Origin of the sequence: Streptomyces aureocirculatus (assembly GCF_000720475.1) — a bacterium.
Taxonomy (GTDB): Bacteria; Actinomycetota; Actinomycetes; order Streptomycetales; family Streptomycetaceae; genus Streptomyces; species Streptomyces aureocirculatus.
This window is the reverse complement of sequence record NZ_JOAP01000037.1, coordinates 1-19,562: the sequence shown is the minus strand read 5'-3', so window position 1 is coordinate 19,562 and position 19,562 is coordinate 1. Positions and strand designations below refer to the sequence as shown.

Genomic DNA, 19,562 nt, shown 5'->3' with positions numbered 1-19,562 from the left:
CCCCCTCTGTTCGGCTGTGCACGATTTTCGCAGGGAGCGCTGTACCGCGGCCATCGATCACCTGACGGGTTTACCTGATATGTGTCCCGATCAATTTCCGGAGAACCGCCTCCATCATTCGTGGAGAAATGACGGAGCGCACCTCAACGGACGGCTGAGAAGGGTGCGCCCCGGGTGTGTCGGTACGCCGGAGCGGTGGGCGCGTGATCCGCGCGGAGTCCGGCGTTCCGCCCTGCTGGACAGCGGGCTAAACAGTTGTTTAGTCTGCTGTACATGCGTTCAATGCCCGACGACCGCACCACCCGGGCGGTCATCCGAGACGAGGCCCTGAGACTCTTCGCCGCACAGGGCCCCGAAGCCGTCACCATCCGGCAGATCGCGACCGCGGCGGGGGTATCGCCGGGACTGGTCGTGCACCACTTCCGCTCCAAGGACAATCTGCGGCAGGAGGTCGACCAGTACGTCCTCACCGTCTTCGAGGGCCTGCTGAGCGAGCTGACCGGAGACGGCACGGTCTCGTTCGAGGACGCGGGCGCCGCGACCGGCTCCCTGGGCGAGATCTTCCTGCAGCACCTGCCCGTCGGCTCGCCGCTGCCCGGCTATCTGCGCATGCTGCTGCTCTCCGACACGGACGCGGGCCGCGGCCTGTTCCGCCGCCTGTACGCCGTGAGCCGGGAGACCCTGGACGCCCTCGCCGACGCCGGCGCCGCGTCGCGCGGCAAGGACCCGCAGGTGCGCGCCGCGTTGTTGCTGGTCAACGACCTCTCGGTGTTTCTGCTCCGCGATCAGCTCACCGCGGTCCTCGGCATCGACCCCCTGTCCGCTGCCGGTCTCGCCCGCCTCGGACCCGAACTCCTGAGCATCTACGCGGGCGGCCTGAACGCGGACGCCCCGGCACCGGAGATACCCCCGGAAGCCCCGGAAGCCCCGGAAGCCCCGGAAACAGCGCCGGAAGAAGCGCCGGGACAGGCATCGCACCAAGCACCGGAAGCAGCACAGGCACCCGAAGCAGTAGGAGGCCAGGCATGACCCCAAGGCCACAGCCCGCACTCGCCGCCAGGGACATCCACAAGGCATTCGGCAAACACCAGGTCCTGCGGGGCGCCGACCTCACCGTCGAACCGGGCCAACTGGTCGCCGTGGTCGGTGAGAACGGCTCGGGCAAGTCCACCCTTCTGAAGGCGATCGCGGGCACCCTGGCCGTCGACAGCGGCGAGGTCCGCCTCGGCGGCGAGCTCGGCTACTGCCCGCAGGACCCGGTCCTCAACCTCAATCTCACCGTGGACCAGCACCTTCAGTACTTCGCCGCCGCCCACAAGCTCCACAGCCTGGACCGGGCCGACGAACTGCTGGGCCTGCTCGGCTACGAGAAGTACCGCGAGACCGCCGCGGGCGACCTCTCCGGCGGCACCCGGCAGAAGCTCAACCTGACCCTCGCGCTGCTGCACGACCCGGACGTCCTGCTGCTCGACGAGCCGTACCAGGGCTTCGACTGGGAGACGTATCTGCGCTTCTGGGACCTGGTCGACCAACTGCACGAGCGGAACAAGGCAGTCGTCGTCATCACCCATCTCGTCTTCGAGCAGGAGCGGTTCGACGTGCTCGCCGACCTCGTCGACGGCCGTCTCACCCCGCGTACGGCAGCGGCAGTGGCAGCGAAGGAGCACAGCAATGTCGGCGCCTGAGGCCCTCAAGGGCACCCCCAGCACCCGGAGTGCCCCGAGCACCCCGCTGTACGGCCAGTTCCCGACCGCGCTCGGGTTCTCCGTGCGCGAGCAGAGCCGCAACCGCCTCGCCGCGCTGCTCCTGGTCCTGTTCGTACCGCTCTGGTATCTCCTGATGACCTCGATCGCGGGCGACAAGGACCTGGAGTTCAAGCTCTACGCGACCGGCGAGCTCCTGAGCGTCGACGGCACGCACGTCACGCTGATCACCGCGGGCATGAACTCCCTGACGATGATCTCCGGCTTCGTCGTCTTCGACGCGGTCCGCAAGGCCCTGAACTTCGACAAGCGCCTCGCCTTCGCCGGGTTCCGCCAGTCCACCCTCATCGGCGCCAAGATGCTCGCCATCGGCATCGTCGCGGGCACGATCGCGCTCTACACCGCCCTCGCCCTGCTGATCTACTGGCGCCCGGGGCTCTCCGGCTGGGCGACCGTCCTGGCCGGGTTCGTCGCCATGACGCTCACCTACGGCTCGCTCGGGCTGTTGCTCGGCGTCCTGGTCAAGAACGACCTCGAGGGCTTCTTCCTGATCATCATGGGCGGCCTCACGGACACGTTCCTGCAGAACCCGCTCGGCAACCCGGCCGCCAACAAGCCGGTCCTGCAGTACTTCCCGTCCTTCGGGCCGATGCAGTTCTCCGTCGGCGGCTCGCTCGGCGACACCGTCATGTGGCGCTATCTCGGCTTCGGTCTGATCTGGGCGGCGTCCTTCGCCGTCATCGGTCTGATCGTGTTCCACCTCAGGACCCGGAGCCGCCGCCCGACGCGCTGACGGCCCCGGGCCCCGAACCGGACCGCGTCCCTCCCGGCTATCCCTCGCCGGCGCCGGGCCCGGCCTCCTGGAGGCGCCGCAGGGACGCCACCAACTGGTCCACCTCGCCGGAGGTGTTGTACAGGGCGAGGGAGGCGCGGGCCGCGGACTCCAGGCCGTAGTGGGCGAGCGCGGGCTGCGCGCAGTGGTGGCCCGCGCGCACCGCGATCCCGTCCCGGTCCAGCCAGTCCGCCACCGACGCCGGATCGTGGCCCGCGAGCGTGAACGTCAGGACCGCGATCCGCTCGGCGGCCGAGCCGATGACCTCGACCCCCGGCACGGTGGCGAGGGCCGTCCGCGCGTACGACATCAGCGCCTGCTCGTACGCCGCCACGGCCTGCTGGTCGAATCCGCGCAGCCAGTCGATGGCCGCAAGCAGGCCGACGACGCCCGAGATGTGGCCGGTGCCCGCCTCCATCATGTGCGGCATCGCCGCGAACGTCGTCCGCTCGAAGCTCACCGACTCGATCATGTTGCCGCCGCCCTGCCACGGCCGCATCGCCGCCATGGCCTCCGGCGTCGCGAACAGTGCCCCGATGCCGGTCGGCGCGAACAGCTTGTGCCCGGAGAAGGCGTAGAAGTCCGCACCCAACTCCTGCACGTCCACCGGCATGTGGGCCACCGCCTGCGCCCCGTCGACCAGGACCTTCGCGCCGTAGCGGTGGGCGAGGGCAGCCATCTCACGCACCGGCGGCACGGTGCCGAGCACGTTCGACGCCTGGCTGACCACGACCAGTTGGGTGCGGGCCGAGAGCAGGTCGGCGTAGGCGTTCTGGTCGATCGAGCCGTCCGGGGTGAGCGGCACCGGGACCACCCGGGCGCGGGTCTCGTCCGCGAGCAACTGCCAGGGGACGATGTTCGAGTGGTGCTCAAGTACGGGTACGAGGATCTCGTCCCCGGGGCCCAGACGCGTGCGGCCCCAGCTCTGCGCCACGAGGTTGATGGCCTCCGTGGTACCTCGTACGAACATGATCGTGTCCGGTGAGGGCGCTCCCAGGAGCTGCGCGACCGCGGCGCGCCCCGCCTCGTACAGCTCCGTCGCCTCCCTGGCCATGGTGTGCGCGCCGCGGTGGATGTTGGAGTTGGCCGCGCTGTAGTAGGCGCTCACGGCCTCGATGACCTGGCGCGGCTTCTGTGTGGTCGCGCCGTTGTCGAGCCAGATCAGCGAGTGGCCGTTGACGGTGCGGTGCAGGATCGGCACGTCCTGGCGGGCGGCCTCGGGGGAGAAGCCGCCCGGCGGGGTCGGGGCGGGCAGCCCGGCGGTGTCGGGCACGGGTACGGGCGTCGCCGCCGGGACCGAGGGCGCCGCGGGGACACCGCCGGACACATCGGCGGCGGAAGGCACCGGTACGCCAGGAACCGTCGGTACGGCAGGCGTCACCGGCGGCAGTGTCTGCTCAGGGGCCCGCAGCAGCGTCCTGAGATCAGGAGTAGTCATGGTAGTTGTTCACCTCGACGTTCTGGAGCACCGCGAGGGCGTCGTCGACGAGCACCGCCGTGTTGAAGTACGCCGTCATCAGGTACGAGGTGATGCCCTTCCGGTCGGTCCCCATGTTCCGCATGGACAGACCGGGTTCGAGCTCATCGGCGACCTCGGAGGGCCGCAGACCGACCACGCCCCGGTCCGCCTCGCCCGTCCGCATCAGGAGGATCTCGGTGGTGCCGATCGCCGCCGCCGAGCCGCCTGAGCCGACGCCGTTGCTGAACGCCACCTTGTCGGACGGCAGGAGCGGCACCCCGCGCCAGGTCAGCAGCGGGCTGCCGAGCCGGTTGTCGGTCACAGGGGGCACCCCACGCCGGGTGCATTCGCGGCCGAACGCGGCGATGGCCTTGGGGTGCGCGAGGAAGTAGCAGGGCTGCTTCCACACCTTCGCCAGGAGTTCGTCGAGGTCGTCGGGGGTCGGCGCGCCGGTGCGCGACTGCACCCGCTGGCCGGGGGCGACGCTGTTGAACAGGCCGAACTCCGGGTGGTTGAGGAGCGCCGACTCCTGCCGCTCGCGCAGCGCCTCGACCGTGAGCAGGGCCTGCTGGCGGGTCTGGTCGACGTCGCCGCTGTAGACGTCGTGGACGCGGGTGTGCACGCGCAGCACGGTCTGCGCGAGCGTCATGTGGTACTCGCGGGGCATGTCCTCGTAGTCGACGTACGTGGCGGGCAGGTCGGGCTCGCCGATGTGACCGGCGGCGAGGTCCACGGGCACCTCGGAGCCGGGGCGGGCCCCGTCGCCGGCCACGTACGTGGTGAGGGAGGACCGCACCCGCTCGTCGCGGTCGGCGAGCGACGCGAGGGCGCTGCGCTCGGCGCACAGGGCGATGCCGGGCGTCAGGGCCTGTACGCGGTACGGCGAGGTCTCCTCGCGGGTCCAGGCGCCGAGGTCGAAGAACTGGCCGTCGCCGATGACCTCGATGAGCTGTTCCTCGCCGTACCGCCCGGTCACGCGCTTCTCGGCACGGCCCTGCACGATGATCCACAGTTGGTCCGCGGGGTCGCCCTCCTGCGCGAGCACCTGCCCGGCCTCGAAGGAGACCTCGGTGAAGGCGTCGGCGAGCTCGGTGAGACAGGACTCTTCGGCGTCGCGCAGATAGGGCAGTTCGCGCAGGTCGCCCGGGACGACACGGGGCGAGCCGCTGTCGGTGTGGGTGGCGATGCGGTCGTCGCCGAGCACGAACGTACGCCGCCGGTTCACGCGGTACACACCGGACTTGAGGTCCACCCAGGGGAGGGCGCGCATCAGATAGCGGGGCGTGGTGCCGCGCATCTGCGGCGCGGTCTTGGTGGCGGTGGCGAGTTGCCGTGCGGCGTCCGGAGAGAGCGAAAGGCGTTCGGTCACGGGGTCCTCCTCGAAGACGGGCAGGGGCCGATCGTCTTCGTGCGGATCCATGACCACAAGGTGTAATTTTTCAACTACTTTTGGCACTAGGCCGGAAAAAACCGTACTCCTGGTCGGACGGGGCGGATGCCGCTCCCCGAGCGGCGGATCCGTGGCCGCCCCTCGATGCCTTCCACATGCCCAGACGGCATATGCGGCCGGATCTGCCCCCCTACGGGGTGTTCGCCCCCCTCCAAAAGCCCCTTATGGAAAGGGTTTTCAGACCGCCTTCTCACTGTGCGGCACCGGCTGCGCGGACGCGTCCCGCTGGTGGGGGATCAGCACGGGCAGTTCCCCCTGCCCCTGTCGGACGGTCACCGTCCGCGTCGGCGCGGGGACCGGGATGCCCTCCGCCCGGTAGCGGCGGTGCAGCCGCTTGATGAACTCGTGCTTGATCCGGTACTGGTCGCTGAACTCGCCGACCCCCAGGATCACCGTGAAGCCGATCCGGGAGTCGCCGAACGTGTGGAAGCGGATCGCGGCCTCGTGGTCGGGGACGGCCCCGGTGATCTCCGTCATCACCTCGTCGACGACCTCGACGGTGACCTTCTCGACGCGGTCGAGGTCGGCGTCGTAGCCGACGCCCGCCTGCACCATGATCGACAGCTCCTGTTCGGGGCGGCTGTAGTTGGTCATGTTGGTGCCCGCGAGCTTGGCGTTCGGAATGATGACGAGGTTGTTGGAGAGGTTGCGCACCACGGTGTTGCGCCAGTTGATGTCGACGACGTAGCCCTCCTCGCCGCTGGTCAGCTCGATGTAGTCGCCCGGCTGCACGGTCTTCGCGGCGAGGATGTGCACGCCCGCGAAGAGGTTCGCGAGGGTGTCCTGGAGGGCGAGCGCGACGGCGAGTCCGCCCACGCCGAGCGCCGTGAGCAGCGGGGCGATGGAGACGCCGAGCGTCTGCAGCACGACGAGGAAGCCGATGGCGAGCACCACGACGCGGCTGATGTTCACGAATATCGTCGCCGAGCCGGCCACGCCGGAGCGTGACTGCGCCAGGGACTTGACGAGCCCCGCGACGATACGGGCCGCGGTGACCGTGGCCGCGAGGATCAGGAGCGCGGACAGGACGAGGTTGACGGTGCGCCCGGTGTGCGGGGTCAGCGGCAGCGCGGTCGCCGCCGCGGCCAGGCCCGCCGCCACCGCCGCGCACGGCACGATGGCCCGCGCCGCGTCGACGATGACGTCGTCCCCGCCCCAGCGGGTACGGCTCGCGCGCTCGCCGAGCCAGCGCAGGGTCGTCCGCAGCAGCAGGGCCGCGGCGAGTCCGGAGAGCACCGCGACGCCGGCGATCGTCCAGTCGTGCAGGGTGAGGGCTCGGTCCATCAATACGCTCCCGTGGTCGGCCGGTTCGCTCCGTGCCCACCGCCGCGCACACTCCCGCGCCGGGCGACACGGCCGCCCATCCTGCCCTATCCACACGATCCCTTCACACCGGCCCCCACCTGCGATCTTCGTACCCGGGACCGCCATCGGAGGGGGCTTCGCCGTCGCCGTGGGGTCCCGGGCCGGTCCGGCGTCCGCCATCCCCCTCCGGGGCACCCGGTACCGCGTCAGCTCCGGCGCAGGGCGCCCGGTACGTCACCGTGGCCCGCACCGTGACGCCAAGGCTCGTCGGGGCCGCCGGCCCCGGCAGCGAGACGGTGGCCGCGCGGGGTCTTCCCGGCGGCCCCGCTTTATGCAACTCTCCTACCGAATCTCGGCGCGAGACGGTCGGTCCCCCACCAGTCGGTCCGTCATCGGGCTGCCCCGCCATGTCACCGAGGTGCAGAGCTGATGCGAAAAAGAACGCGCGGCCATGATCTGGCCGCCCTGCGCCGCCTCAACACCACCGTCGTCCTGCGCGCCCTGCACCGCCGCAGCCCCCAGACTCTCGCCGAACTCGCCGCAGGCACAGGCCTGTCCCGGCCCACCGTGGACGCCGCCCTGGAGGAGCTCACCGGACAGGGGTGGGTCACGGAGGCGGCGGCGGGGGAGCGGGCGCGGGGGCGCCCGGCACGGCGGTTCCGGTTCCGCGGCGAGGCAGGCTACGTGGTCGGCGCCGACATAGGGCTGCACAAGATGGTGCTGCTCCTCGCCGACCTCGCGGGCACCGTCCTCGCCGCCGAACGCCGCGACGTCGACCCCGACCTGGGCGGCGGTCCCCGGCTCGCCCTCCTCCAGGACGGCATCGACGCCTTCCTCGACGCCCACACCGTCCGGCGCGACCTGGTGCTCGCCCGCTGCGTCGGCGTGCCCGGCGTCGTGGACGGGGGCGGCCACATCACCTCCGTCGTGGTGCCCGAGTGGTCCGGCGTCGACCTGGGCCGGCTCCTCGCCGACGGCGAGTCGGGCCACACGCTCGTCGAGAACGACGTGAACCTCGCCGTGCTCGCCGAGCGCTGGCAGGGCGCCGCCACCCTGGCCGGTGACGTGGTGTGCGTCCTCACCGGCCACCGCGTCTCGTGCAGCCTGACCATCGGCGGCCGACTGCACCGCGGGGGCCGCGGCGGCGCCGGTGAACTCGGCCTCCTCCCGCTGCTCGGCATGAACACCGCGCACGAGGCACTGCGGTGGAAGGAGGACCCGCGCCCCGGCGAGTCCGAGGTCGCCGCGCTCGCCAGGGCCGCGGGCGCCGACGACCCCCGGGCGCTCGCCGCCCTCGGCGACTTCGCGGACCGCATCACCCCCGGCATCGCCGCCCTCGCGCTCGCCGTCGACCCGGAACTCGTCGTCCTCACCGGCGGCGCGACCCCGCTCGGCCCGCATCTCGTACCGCTCATCGAGGAACGGCTGCGCCCGCTGACCCTGCACGTCCCGCGGATCGCGCTGAGCGGCCTCGGCGAGCGCGGCGTCGCCCTCGGCGCGGTGCGCAAGGCACTCGACCGCGTGGAGGAGGAACTGCTCACCGACCCGGCCGGCTGACCCCGCCCGCCCCACCACCCCCAACGCAACGCAAGCGGAGGCACATATGCACAGGAGGACCCTCCTCTGCTCCGGCCTGGCGGCGGCGTCGGCACCCGTGCTCGCCGCCTGCTCGGACGAGGGCGGCAGCACCGACGCCGGCGGCCGCACCACGCTGTCGTACGGCATGTGGGACCCCGCCCAGGTTCCCGGCATGGAGCAGATCATCGCCGCGTTCGAGAAGGAGCACCCGGACATACGGGTGCGCGTCGAGCTGACGCCGTGGGCGAACTACTGGACCACCCTGAAGACCTCGATGCGCGGCGGCACCGCCCCCGACGTCTTTTGGATGAACGCCGTCAACTTCCAGTTGTACGCGGCCCATGACGTCCTGGAGCCGCTGTCCGAGCACATCGAACGCGACCGCACCCCGGTCGACCGCCACCCTGAGCAGCTCGTGCGGCTCTACGCCTACGACGGCACCCAGTACGGGCTGCCCAAGGACTTCGACACCGTCGGCCTCTGGTACAACAAGGCCCTCTTCGACAAGGCGGGCATCAAGTACCCCGACACCAGTTGGACCTGGGACGATCTGCGGGACGCCGCGGCCGAGCTGACCAATCCGCGCGAGCGCGTACACGGCTTCTGCTCCGAGATGCATCGCCAGTTCGTGCTCTACCCCGCGATCCACGCCGCGAGCGGCCACGTCCTGCGCGACGGGAAGTCCGGCTTCGGCGACGAACGCTCCATCGAGGGGCTGCGGTTCCTCACCGACATGATCGACCGCGGCTGGTCGCCGCCGCAGAGCGCCATGGTGGAGAGCACCGCACGGGTGCGCTACTGGTCGGAGAAGGCGGCCATGGTGCACGACCTGTCGGCGATGGCCGGGCAGATGTACGCGGTGCCCGCCCTGAAGGACCACGGCGGCGTCACCGTCCTTCCCAAGGGCCGCGAGCGCACCACCATCATCCACGGCCTCGCCAACGTGATCTCCGCCAAGAGCGAAAAGAAGGCCGCGGCCTGGAAGTTCGTGCACTTCATGGCGGGCCGCAGGGCCGCCGAGATCCAGGCGAAGTCGGGCGTCACCATCTCCAGCTACGCGGGCACCCAGGACGCCTGGCTGAAGTCGATGCCGGAGTTCGACCTGAGGCACTTCCTCGACATGGAGAAGTCCGCCGCCCCGTACCCCAGCTCCAAGAACACCGCCGTCTGGGAGAACCTCCAGTACCCGCTCCTCGGCGCCGCGTTCAGCGGCAAGGGCGGCATCGAGGGCGCGGCCCGCACCCTGGGCGAGCAGATGGACCGGGCCCTGAAGGAGGAGCGCCAGTCATGAGTGTCTTTCCCGCCACGGCGGCCGCGAAGTCGGCAGGACGCAGGTCCCCCACCTCCACCGCGCGGCCCGCACCGCGCGGACAGCGGACCGCGTACTGGTTCATCGCACCCCTCGGCCTCGGCTTCGCCGTCTTCTACTTCTGGCCGATGATCCAGACGTTCTACTTCAGCTTCACGAAGTTCGGGCCCTTCGGCGGCCACACCTGGACCGGAACCGACAACTACGCGCGCGTGCTGCGCGACGTGACCGTCTGGCAGGCGCTCGGCAACACCCTGATCTACTGCGGCATCGGGCTTCTCGCGCTGCCCCTCGCCATCGTCGTCGCCGCCCTGCTCAACCGGCGGGGGCTGCGCGGGGTCGCCGTCTACCGCGCTCTGTACTTCGTGCCGTTCGTGACCCTGCCCGTCGCCGTCGGCCTGGTCTGGAACTGGCTGTACAGCGGCGACTTCGGCCTCCTCAACGAGATCCTCGGGTGGTTCGGTGTCGACCGGCACTACTGGGTGTCCGACCCCTCGACGGCGGTGCTCGCCATCGGCGCGGTGATGGTCTGGTCGACCACCGGCTACTACCTGGTCATCTTCATGGCCGGCATCAAGTCGATCCCACAGGACTACTACGAGGCCGCGGAACTGGACGGCGCCGGGGCGCTGCGCCGCTTCTTCACCATCACGCTGCCGCTGCTGAGCCCGACGCTGTTCTTCGCCTCCGTCATCTGCATGATCCAGTCCCTGCAGACCTTCGACCTGATCTACATCATGATGGGCGAGAAGAACCCGGCCGTCGGGGACACCCAGTCGGTCGTCGGCCTCTTCTACAAATGGGCGTTCATCGAGAACGCCCAGGGCGCCGCGGCCGCCCTCGCCTTCCTGCTGATGCTGCTCATCGCGGGTCTCACCTATCTGCAGTTCCGGCTCCAGCGGAAGTGGGTGCACTATGGCTGACACCAGGACCGACGGCGTACGGGCCCCGGTCGGGGGCGGGGCCGGCGCGTCCCGGCCGCCGCGGGTGAACGCGGGCTCCGTGGCGACCCACGCGGCGCTCTCGCTCGGCGCGCTCGTGATGGTCTTCCCGTTCCTCTGGCAACTGCTCACCGCGGTCAAATCGCTCGCCGAGGTCTCCCGGGTCCCGCCCACCTTCCTGCCCGACGACTGGAACTGGACGAGCTTCGACGAGGTGTTCACCGCGCTGCCGTTCCGCGAGATGCTCACCAACAGCGTGCTCGCCACGGCCGGGCGCACCGCGGGCCAGCTCGTGTTCTGCTCCCTCGCCGCCTACGCCTTCGCACGGCTGCGCTTCCGCGGCCGTGACGTGCTCTTCGGGCTCTTCCTGTCGGTCCTGATGGTGCCGAGCTCCCTGCTCGTCCTGCCGCAGTACGACATCATCCAGCAGTTCGGGCTGCTCAACTCGACGCCCGCGCTGTTCCTCCCCGGCATGTTCAGCGCCTTCGGCACGTTCCTGCTGCGGCAGGCGTTCCTCGCCCTGCCCAGGGAACTGGAGGAGGCCGCGCGCATCGACGGCGCCGGCACCTTCCGCATCTTCTGGTCGATCATGCTCCCGCTGATCAGGCCCGCGCTCGCCGCGCTCGCCGTCATCACCGCGATGACCGCCTGGAACGACCTGCTGTGGCCCCTCATCGTCAACACCGACCCCCAGACCATGCCGATCAGCGCCGGACTGTCCTCCCTGGAAGGGCAGTACGAGACGAACTACCCGGTGATGATGGCCGGTTCCCTCATCGCGAGCCTTCCGATGCTGCTCGTCTACGTATTCCTCCAGCGCCACTTCGTACAGAGCGTCGCCTTCTCCGGGGCCAAGGGCTGACGGCACGAACTGTCACGGACGTACGCACAGGACGTACGCACACGACGTACGCACACACGACCTCACGTACCGAGAAAGGCCAGGTCATCCATGCCACCCCTGCACATCGGCCTGCTCGGCGCGGGCGGTATCGCCCGCGCTCATCTGCCCGGCTGGCTGGAACTGGGCGCGCGGGTCAGCGTCCACACCCAGGACGGCTCAGCCGACAAGCTCGCGGGCGAGTACGCGGAGCTCGGCCACGACGTCACCGCCGTGCCCGACCTCGACGACCTCCTCGCCGGGTGCCGCGCCGTCGACATCTGCACGCCGACGCCGACCCACAAGGACCTCGCGCTCGCCGCGATCGCCGCGGGCAGGCACGTAGTCTGCGAGAAGCCGCTCGCCCTGACCGTGCCGGACGCCGAGGAGATCGCGGCCGCCGCCGCGGAAGCCGGAGTACAACTGCACCCGGCGCACGTGGTGCGCTACTTCCCGGCGTACGCGGCGATGCGGGACGCCGTCGTCCGCGGGGAGCTAGGCGACCTCGCCGTCCTGCGCTTCACCCGGGGCGGCGCGCGGCCGCAGTGGGCGCCGTGGTTCGGTGACCCCGCCAAGTCCGGCGGTGTGATCATGGACTTGATGGTGCACGACATCGACATCGCCCGCTGGGTCGCGGGTGACGTGGTGCGCGTGCACGCCCGCACCCGTGGCTCCGAGCGGGCCACCGGCGCCCCGGCCGACGTGGTGACGGCCACGGCCGTGCTCACCCACGCCTCCGGCGCCATCAGCCATGTCACCGGCCTTTGGGGACTGCCCGACCAGCGGTTCCGCACCACGTTCCGGGTCGCGGGCGCGGACGGCCTGCTGTGCCACGACTCCCTCGCCGTGCCCGGCTTCCGCATCACCGCGCAGGGCGTGCGCGCCGCGAACGAGGGCATCCCGTCGAGCCCCATGACGGAGAGCCCCTACCTCACCGAACTCCGCGAGTTCGCCACCTCCTGGGAGGATCCCGCCGCCCGGCCGCGCGTCGACGCCCACGACGGCACGGCGGCGGTGCGGATCGCCTGCGCCGCGGTCGAGTCGAGCCGCACCGGCCAGGCCGTCGAACTGCCCCCGGCCTCCCGCCCCGCCGCACCGGAACGCGGCACCGCCGCGACCACCCACGCCACCGACCCCGAGGAGCCCACCCGATGAAGGTCGCCGTCCTCTCGTTCGCCCACGTCCACGCGGCCGCCTACCTCCGCCTGCTGCGCGACATGCCGGGCGTGGAGGTCGTCGGCTCCGACCCGGAGGGCGCCGCCGCCGCGGCCCCGGGCGAGACCCGCGGCCGCGCCTTCGCCGACCAGCACGGAGTGCCGTACGTGGACACGTACGAGGAGGCCTTCGCCCGGGGGCCCGACGCGGTCGTCGTCTGCTCCGAGAACGCCCGCCACCGCCCGCTCGTCGAACTCGCCGCCGCCCACCGCGTCGACGTCCTCTGCGAGAAGCCGCTCGCGACCACCGTGGCGGACGGCGAGGCCATGGTCGCCGCGTGCCGGGCGGCGGGCGTGCGGCTCGCCGTCGCCTTCCCGGTGCGCTTCAGTCCCGCGTACGCGGCCGTCAAGCGGGCCGTCGCCGCCGGTGACGCCGGACGCGTCCTGACCGTGTCCGGCGCCAACAACGGCCATCTGCCGACGCGGGCGCGCCGCTGGTTCGCCGACCCCGAACTCGCGGGCGGCGGCGCCCTGATGGACCACACCGTGCACATCGCCGACCTCCTCGACGACCTGTTCGCGGCCCGCGCGGTGGAGGTCTACGCCCAGACCAACAACCTCCTGTACGCGGACGAGGTCGCCGCGGAGACCGCGGGCCTCGTCACCGTGGAGTACGACAACGGCACGGTCGCCACCATCGACTGCAGTTGGTCCCACCCGCGGTCCCACCCGGCCTGGGGCGGCCTGGAGATGACCCTCGTCGGCGAGCACGCCACCCTGGAGATGGACGCCTTCGACCAGAAGGTGCACGGCCACAGCGAACGCCACGCCCGGCCCCTGGAACTCTCCTTCGGCGCCGACCTCGACTCCCGCATGCTGCGCGCCTTCCTGTTCGGCCCCGGCCCCGACGGCATGGACCTCGCGGACGGCGAGGGCGGCCTGCGGACCCTGCGGATCGTCGAGGCCGGGTACGAGTCGGCGCGGCGGGGCACGGCGGTGGCCGTGGCGGGCGGCTGAGGCGAGCCCGCCGCCGGGGAGCGAGCCCGCTGCCGGGAGCGGGTCAGTCCCGAGGAGCGGGTCAGCCGCCGAAGAGCTGGGTCCAGTACGTCCCCGCCGGGCCGCCGCCCGCGAAGCCGACGCCGAGGTGGGTGAAGGCGGGTTTGAGGATGTTGGCGCGGTGTCCGGGGCTGTCCATCCAGCCCTGGACCACCTCGGCGGCCGAGCGCTGGCCGCAGGCGATGTTCTCGCCGATCGTGCGCCGGGTGCTGCCCGCGGCGGCGGCGCGGTGCCAGGGTTCGCTGCCGTCCGGCGCGGTGTGGGAGTAGAACCCGCGGGCGACCATGTCGGCGCTGTGGGCCTGGGCGGCCGCGGCCAGGCGGGCGTCGGGGGCGAGGGGCCGCAGTCCGGCCGCGGCGCGGTGGCCGTTGGTGAGCGCGAGGACGTCGGCCGCCGTGCGGGCCAGGCCCTGCGGCGTGAGCGGCTCGGCCCACAGCGCCGTCCAGAACACGTCCCCGGTGCGCCCGTCGGGCACGTGCGCCACCCCTGCGTGGACGTACGCCGGGTCGAGGACCGTCTGCCGGGAGCGGTCGTCGCCCAGGCAGTGGTCGAGGAAGTCGGCGGGGGTGCGCGGTCCTGACACCAGGTGCTCGCCGACCGTCAGATAGGCGTAGCCTCCGGCGGCCACGCGCTGGTGCAGCGAGACGCCGTCGGGGCCCTCGGAGCCGAGCCTGCCGCGGGCCGCCATCCCGGCGGCGTGCGCGCGGGCCGCGTCGGTGAGGCGGGGGTCGAACCGCACGGGCGCGGCGCCCACGCGGGCGCGCGCGGCGTTGACGAGACCGAGGAAGGGGTCGCTTCGCGGGGGCGTGTGCACGGGCGGCGACGCCGCCGGGGGCACCCTCGGCGGCGGGGGAGCCGGGTCGTCGGCCACCTCCAGGCCGAAGTCCCTTGCCACTCCGGCGAGCCCGTCCGCGTACCCCTGGCCGAGCGCGCGCAGCTTCCAGGCCGGGCCGCGGCGGTAGATCTCGGCGAGCAGGAGCACCGTCTCGTGCGCGGGACGCGGGGGCGTGAAGCGGGCGACGGGTTCGCCGCGTGGGCCGATGACCTGGAGGGCCACCGCGGGCAGCCTGCCCAGCGGGGTGCCGGGCTCGGCCGGGCTGACGACGACGGTGACGCGGCTCGCACCGGGCCGCAGACGGCGCGCGTCCACCGTGATCGTGTCGCCGCTGAGGCGGGCGCCGGACGCGGCGGGCTGGTTGTAGAAGACGAAGTCGGCATCGCCCGCGACCTTGCCCCCGTCGCCGGTGATGAGGACCGACAGGTCGAAGGGGCCCGGCACGCGCAGCGTGAGAGTGCCGTCCGGCAGAGGCAGATTGCCTCCCGCCACCAGCTCGTTCATCAGCGCCCGCCCCCTGCGCGTCGGTCGGGACCGGGCCGCCGCGGCCCCGTGACCACGTGACCACGTGCGGTGACTTGGAGAACGCACGGCCGGGGCGACCGGGTTCCCGGGATTCCGCCTCGGACCGGAGCCGGATTCGGCGCGGCGAGGCACGGTATTAGCGTGGACCTTGCGCGCGGTGATCCCGAGCGCTACCGCAAAACCGGACGTAATGCGCTGTTTTCGACAAAAGTCGGCAAATGGCGACAAATAATGTCAAAGCTCAAGAGGATCCGAGGTGCCCGCCCCATGCCCAGGCGTACGGAGCTGATCGAAGGACTCATGCAGCGGCACTCCCAGGTGCCGCGCGAGGCCGTGATCAAGGAGGACCTGCTGCGCGGCGGGATCGCCTTCGACCAGTCGGCGCTCAGCGACAGCGCCAACGAGGCCGCAGGCGATGTCAAACCGAAGTCGTACTTCATCTTCTCCTTCGACCACGGCACCCTGCCGGAGCTGGGCGAGGCCGCCCTGCGCCGCCCGCCGGAGGAGATCGTGCTCACCGGCGGCCCCTACGAGCTGCGCCGCACGGTGGTGTCGGTGCGGGTGAACCCCTCGTCGCCGTACCGCGTGGCCGCCGACGCCGACGGCCTGCTCGGCCTCTACCTGGACGGGCAGCGCATCTCCGACGTGGGCCTGCCGCCGATGCCCGACTACTACCGGCACAAGCTCGCGAACGGCAAGTCCGTCATGGAGGTCGCGCCGACCATCCAGTGGGGCTACCTGATCTACCTCACCGTCTTCCGGGTCTGCCAGTACTTCGGCGCCAAGGAGGAGTGTCAGTACTGCGACATCAATCACAACTGGCGCCAGCACAAGGCGGCGGGCCGCCCCTACACCGGCGTCAAGCCCGTGGAGGAGGTCCTGGAGGCCCTGGAGATCATCGACAAGTACGACACCGCCAAGGCGTCCACGGCGTACACCCTCACCGGCGGCGCGGTCACCTCGCAGATCGGCGGCAAGGACGAGGCCGACTTCTACGGCCAGTACGCGAAGGCCATCGAGGAGCGCTTCCCCGGCCGCTGGATCGGCAAGGTCGTCGCGCAGGCGCTGCCCAAGGAGGACGTGCAGCGCTTCCACGACTACGGAGTGCGCATCTACCACCCGAACTACGAGGTGTGGGACCGGCGCCTGTTCGAGCTGTTCTGCCCCGGCAAGGAGCGCTACGTGGGCCGCGACGAGTGGCACCGGCGCATCCTGGACTCCGCCGAGGTCTTCGGGCCGCGCAACGTCATCCCCAACTTCGTCGCGGGCGTCGAGATGGCCGAGCCCTTCGGTTTCACGACGGTCGACGAGGCCATCGACTCCACCGTCGAGGGCCTGCGGTACTTCATGGGGCACGGGATCACCCCGCGGTTCACCACCTGGTGCCCGGAGCCGACCACGCCGCTCGGCAAGGCCAACCCACTGGGCGCGCCCCTGGAGTACCACGTGCGGCTGCTCCAGGAGTACCGCGCCACGATGGCGGAGTTCGGCCTGTCCTCGCCTCCCGGCTACGGCCCCGCGGGCCCCGGCAACGCGGTCTTCTCGGTGAGCAGCTTCATGGACAGCCTTCCGGCATGACCCACCCCAGCGACCCGGCCGGAGGCCCCATGCAGCAGTACGTGACCGTCGTCACCGGAGGAACCCGCGGCATCGGCGCCGCGATCGCCCTGCGTCTCGCGCGGGACGGCCACGACGTCGCCGTCGGCTACCGCTCGGACGAGGCGGCCGCCGAGCGCACGGCGGAGGCCGTCCGCGCGGCCGGCCGCCGGTGTGTCGCGGTCCGCATCGACACCACGGACGAGCACGACGTGGACCGCCTCTTCGAGAAGGCGGCCGCCGAACTCGGCACCGTCACAGGGCTGGTGAACAACGCGGGCGTCAGCGGCCCGAACGGCCCGCTCGCCGAGGCGGACGCCGAGGGCATGCGCCGGGCCATCGACGTCAACGTCCTCGGCTATCTGCTCTGCGCGCGGCGCGCCGTGCGGGACATGACCCGTGCCGGTGGCGGCGCCATCGTGAACATCTCCTCCGGCGCCGCGACCCTCGGCAGCCCCGGACAGTACGTCCACTACGCCGCCACGAAGGCCGCGACGGACACCATGACCGTGGGCCTGGCCAAGGAGGTCGCCCCGCTCGGCATCCGCGTCAACTGCGTGGCTCCCGGCGTCATCTGGACCGAGTTCCACCAGGACCCCGAGCGCCCGGCGAAGCTCGCGGCCACCATCCCCATGGGGCGTTCGGGCCGACCGGAGGAGATCTCAGGCGCCGTGGCGTGGCTGCTCTCGGACGACGCGTCGTACACGACGGGCGCGGTCCTGCGCGTCGCGGGCGGAATGTGAGGCGCTGACGCCATGACCACACGGACCCCGCGGCTCACCGAAGCCGTCGTCCTGCGCCCCGCGTCCCAGGACGACGCCGGTGCCCTGGCCCGCGCCTACCGCCGCAACCGTGCCCACCTGGGCCCCTGGGACCCGGTCCGCCCCGAGTCCTTCTACACCCCCGAGGGCCAGGCCGAGCGGATGCGTGCCTACGAGGAGGAGCACGAGGCGGGCAGGACGGCGCGCTGGTACCTGTGGGACGAGGGCACCGGGGAGGTGGCCGGGGGCGTCTCGCTCAACGGCATCTCCCTCGGCCCCCTCCGCAGCGCCGCCATCGGCTACTGGATCGACGCCGGCCAGGTGGGACGCGGCCTCGCCGCCGCCGCGGTGACCGCGGTGTGCGCGGTGGCCGACGGACGGCTGGGGCTGCACCGCGTCGAGGCCGGGACCCTCCTGGACAACACGGCCTCGCAGCGCGTCCTCGCCAAGTGCGGCTTCGAGGAGTACGGCCTGGCCCGCGACTACCTCCACATCAACGGCGCCTGGCGCGACCACCGCCTCTTCCAGCGGATCCTCAACGACCGCACGCCATGACGACCCGGTCAGATGATGTCTTCCGCGATCTCCGCCTGCTCCTTGTCGGTGCCGTACGCGGACGGTGTGCTGTAGGTGCGGCGGGCCACGAACCACCACACGGTGGCGAGGACCAGGACCACGGCGAGGGCGATCGACGCGTAGTTCATCGAGTCCGCGGTCACCGGCGAGGCCTGCGGCAGGCAGAACAGGACGGTCACGAAGGCGACCCAGCAGACCGCGACCCAGCCGATCGGCTTGCTCCACCGGCCGAGGTTCCACGGCCCAGGCTGGAAGCGGTCGCCCGCCCGCAGGCGCAGGAACACCGGGATCGCGTACGCGGGCGTGATGCCGATGACGTTGATGGCCGTGACCGCGCCGTAGGCCGTCGCGGAGTACAGCGAGGGCAGCGCGATGACGGCGGCGAGGCCCACCGACAGCCACACGGCGGGCACCGGCGCCTGCGAACGGGCGTTGACCTTCCGCCAGATCTTCGAACCCGGCAGCGCGTTGTCACGGCTGAACGCGAACACCATGCGGCTGGCCGCGGCCGTCTCGGCGTTGCCGCAGAACAACTGCGCCACGATCACGATGAGCATCAGGGCGGTGGCCCCTGACGTGCCGAGGCCGTCGATGAAGATCTGCGCGGGCGGCACGCCGGTCGCGCTCTCCTGGGTGCCCACGTAGTCCTGGATCGCGAAGGTGAGACCGGCGAGCAGGACGAAACCGGCGACCCAGGAGACCCAGATGGCCCGCACGATGCCACGGGCCGCGGTCACGGAGGCGTTGTTGGTCTCCTCCGACAGGTGCGCGGAGGCGTCGTACCCGGAGAACGTGTACTGGGCGAGCAGCAGACCGATCATGGTGACGTACAGCGGGTTCGACCAGCCGGTGTCGTTGACGAACTCGCCGAAGACGAACGACGGCGACTTGTGGCTGTCGGGGAAGATCGTGAGGACGCCGACGATCACCGCGACACCGGTCAGGTGCCACCACACGGAGATGGAGTTGAAGAGGCTGACCAGACGGACGTTGAAGAGGTTCAACAGGGCGTGCAGGAGCAGGATGCACAGGAAGATGACGAACGTGGACCCGGCCGTCGGGTGGAAGTCGGTGTGCATGCTCAGGAGCGCGCCGCTGAACAGGGCAGCGCCGTAGTCGATGCCCGCGATCGCCCCCAGCAGACCGAGCAGGTTCAGCCACCCCGTGTACCAGCCCCAGCGGCGCCCGCCGAGCCGGTCCGCCATGTAGTACAGCGCGCCCGACGTGGGATAGGCGCTGGTGACCTCGGCGAGCGCGAGACCCACGAACAGGACCATCAGACCGACGCCCGCCCAGCCCCACATCATCACCGCGGGCCCGCCGGTGCCGAGGCCGAAGCCGTACAGCGTCATGCAGCCGGACAGGATGGATATGACGGAGAAGCTGATGGCGAAGTTGCCGAAACCGCCCATGCGGCGGGCGAGTACGGGTTGGTAGCCGAGCTCTCTGAGCCGTTGTTCCTCGTCCGGGAGCGCTGACGCCGGGACGGAGCTCGACACGGTGGTGCGGGACACGGGTGAACCTCCGGGAGGGGGAAGAGCGGGTGGTGCGGGGATCAGCGGGAGGTGTGGGGGGTGTGAGGGGCATGAGGGGCATGAGGGG

At 71.3% G+C, this 19,562-nt stretch carries 17 protein-coding genes; 12 read left to right on the top strand and 5 right to left on the bottom strand.

Going from position 1 to position 19,562, the window contains the following annotated elements:
- Positions 1-273: 273 nt before the first annotated feature.
- Genes IG78_RS0128905 through IG78_RS0128895 form a run of 3 tightly spaced genes read left to right on the top strand, consistent with a single transcriptional unit; the run spans position 274 to position 2,496 of the window.
- Positions 274-1,029, top strand: a complete 756-nt coding sequence (locus tag IG78_RS0128905) for a TetR/AcrR family transcriptional regulator (protein WP_078964712.1) — start codon at positions 274-276, stop codon at positions 1,027-1,029.
- Positions 1,026-1,685, top strand: a complete 660-nt coding sequence (locus IG78_RS0128900; RefSeq protein ID WP_030568378.1) for an ABC transporter ATP-binding protein — start codon at positions 1,026-1,028, stop codon at positions 1,683-1,685. Before IG78_RS0128905 ends, IG78_RS0128900 begins: the two co-directional genes overlap by 4 nt.
- Entirely contained in the window at positions 1,672-2,496 is an 825-nt protein-coding gene (locus IG78_RS0128895) for a hypothetical protein (RefSeq protein ID WP_037684825.1), read from the top strand. The genes IG78_RS0128900 and IG78_RS0128895 overlap by 14 nt, the downstream gene beginning before the upstream one ends.
- Positions 2,497-2,533: 37 nt before the next feature.
- Here the strand turns inward: IG78_RS0128895 and IG78_RS0128890 are convergent, their stop codons facing one another.
- The 3 genes from IG78_RS0128890 to IG78_RS0128880 all read right to left on the bottom strand — a co-directional run bounded on the left by IG78_RS0128890 (position 2,534) and on the right by IG78_RS0128880 (position 6,728).
- Complete coding sequence (locus IG78_RS0128890) at positions 2,534-3,973, bottom strand: cysteine desulfurase (RefSeq protein WP_030568374.1); 1,440 nt, start codon at positions 3,971-3,973, stop codon at positions 2,534-2,536.
- Positions 3,960-5,414, bottom strand: a complete 1,455-nt coding sequence (locus IG78_RS0128885; RefSeq protein ID WP_037684849.1) for a family 2B encapsulin nanocompartment shell protein — start codon at positions 5,412-5,414, stop codon at positions 3,960-3,962. Before IG78_RS0128885 ends, IG78_RS0128890 begins: the two co-directional genes overlap by 14 nt.
- A gap of 207 nt (positions 5,415-5,621) precedes the next feature.
- Complete coding sequence (locus IG78_RS0128880; protein WP_030568371.1) at positions 5,622-6,728, bottom strand: mechanosensitive ion channel family protein; 1,107 nt, start codon at positions 6,726-6,728, stop codon at positions 5,622-5,624.
- 450 nt (positions 6,729-7,178) lie between these two features.
- Between IG78_RS0128880 and IG78_RS0128875 the strand changes: the two genes are divergently transcribed.
- The 6 genes from IG78_RS0128875 (at position 7,179) to IG78_RS0128850 (ending at position 13,628) form a co-directional block, all read left to right on the top strand.
- Positions 7,179-8,306: an ROK family transcriptional regulator gene (locus IG78_RS0128875; RefSeq protein ID WP_030568369.1), complete on the top strand. Its 1,128-nt coding sequence runs from the start codon at positions 7,179-7,181 to the stop codon at positions 8,304-8,306.
- A 46-nt stretch (positions 8,307-8,352) separates the two neighbouring features.
- Positions 8,353-9,618: an ABC transporter substrate-binding protein gene (locus tag IG78_RS0128870; RefSeq protein WP_030568367.1), complete on the top strand. Its 1,266-nt coding sequence runs from the start codon at positions 8,353-8,355 to the stop codon at positions 9,616-9,618.
- A complete protein-coding gene (locus IG78_RS0128865) occupies positions 9,615-10,559 on the top strand; it encodes a carbohydrate ABC transporter permease (protein ID WP_030568365.1) in 945 nt (314 codons plus the stop codon). Before IG78_RS0128870 ends, IG78_RS0128865 begins: the two co-directional genes overlap by 4 nt.
- Complete coding sequence (locus IG78_RS0128860; protein WP_030568363.1) at positions 10,552-11,439, top strand: carbohydrate ABC transporter permease; 888 nt, start codon at positions 10,552-10,554, stop codon at positions 11,437-11,439. The genes IG78_RS0128865 and IG78_RS0128860 overlap by 8 nt, the downstream gene beginning before the upstream one ends.
- A 90-nt stretch (positions 11,440-11,529) precedes the next feature.
- A complete protein-coding gene (locus IG78_RS0128855) occupies positions 11,530-12,612 on the top strand; it encodes a Gfo/Idh/MocA family protein (protein ID WP_063760809.1) in 1,083 nt (360 codons plus the stop codon).
- A complete protein-coding gene (locus IG78_RS0128850; RefSeq protein WP_030568359.1) occupies positions 12,609-13,628 on the top strand; it encodes a Gfo/Idh/MocA family protein in 1,020 nt (339 codons plus the stop codon). Before IG78_RS0128855 ends, IG78_RS0128850 begins: the two co-directional genes overlap by 4 nt.
- 61 nt (positions 13,629-13,689) lie before the next feature.
- Here the strand turns inward: IG78_RS0128850 and IG78_RS0128845 are convergent, their stop codons facing one another.
- A complete protein-coding gene (locus tag IG78_RS0128845) occupies positions 13,690-15,006 on the bottom strand; it encodes a CAP domain-containing protein (RefSeq protein WP_030568357.1) in 1,317 nt (438 codons plus the stop codon).
- 288 nt (positions 15,007-15,294) lie between these two features.
- Between IG78_RS0128845 and IG78_RS0128840 the strand changes: the two genes are divergently transcribed.
- The 3 genes from IG78_RS0128840 to IG78_RS0128830 are packed head-to-tail and all read left to right on the top strand — an operon-like array spanning position 15,295 to position 17,939.
- Positions 15,295-16,605: a radical SAM protein gene (locus IG78_RS0128840; protein WP_030568356.1), complete on the top strand. Its 1,311-nt coding sequence runs from the start codon at positions 15,295-15,297 to the stop codon at positions 16,603-16,605.
- A gap of 29 nt (positions 16,606-16,634) precedes the next feature.
- The gene (locus IG78_RS0128835) at positions 16,635-17,366 is read left to right on the top strand and encodes an SDR family NAD(P)-dependent oxidoreductase (RefSeq protein WP_030568354.1); all 732 of its coding nucleotides are present in this window, start codon (positions 16,635-16,637) and stop codon (positions 17,364-17,366) included.
- A 12-nt stretch (positions 17,367-17,378) separates the two neighbouring features.
- Complete coding sequence (locus IG78_RS0128830) at positions 17,379-17,939, top strand: GNAT family N-acetyltransferase (protein ID WP_030568352.1); 561 nt, start codon at positions 17,379-17,381, stop codon at positions 17,937-17,939.
- An 8-nt stretch (positions 17,940-17,947) separates the two neighbouring features.
- On the opposite strand, the gene IG78_RS0128825 is transcribed toward IG78_RS0128830, so the two are convergent.
- Entirely contained in the window at positions 17,948-19,474 is a 1,527-nt protein-coding gene (locus IG78_RS0128825) for an amino acid permease (protein ID WP_199813213.1), read from the bottom strand.
- Between the last annotated feature and the right edge of the window lie 88 nt (positions 19,475-19,562).